The 430-nt window shown below is 63.3% G+C and carries 1 protein-coding gene; it reads left to right on the top strand.

Annotated features, from left to right (window positions below; genetic code table 11):
* Nucleotides 1–114: 114 nt before the first annotated feature.
* Nucleotides 115–430, top strand: a 316-nt coding sequence (locus F7R06_RS30675; protein ID WP_151149745.1) for an isocitrate lyase/PEP mutase family protein, incomplete at its 3' end; no start/stop codon positions are given.

Here is a 430-nt window from a genome sequence, read left to right as displayed (position 1 = left end):
ATCTAGAATATAAACACATAAACACTATGTAACGGTAGACAACCCGTTCCCCGCCGCGCCGATGCCCACTCCGTACGCATTCCGTCACTTACCGCAAGCACACAGGACACATCCATGACCCTCGCAACTATCCTTCGCCAGTGCCTGCAGGCGCCCGGCATGATCATCGCGCCCGGCGCTTACGACGCCATCGGCGCGCGCCTGATCGAGCAGGCCGGCTTCTCCGCCTGCTACATGACTGGCGCTGGCACGTCGGCGGCGCGCGGCTTCCCTGATTTCGGCCTGCTGACGATGAGCGAGATGGTTGAAAACGCCGCGGTGATGGCGCGCTCCGTGTCGATCCCGCTGATTGCCGACGCCGACACCGGTTACGGCAATCAGCTCAACGTTACCCGCACCGTGCGCGAGTACGAGGCCCGTGGCGTGGCGG

The organism is Pseudomonas moorei, from assembly GCF_008801475.1.
GTDB lineage: Bacteria > Pseudomonadota > Gammaproteobacteria > Pseudomonadales > Pseudomonadaceae > Aquipseudomonas > Aquipseudomonas moorei.
The sequence above is the reverse complement of the archived record's forward strand: the minus strand, read 5'-3'. Positions and strand labels throughout refer to the sequence as shown.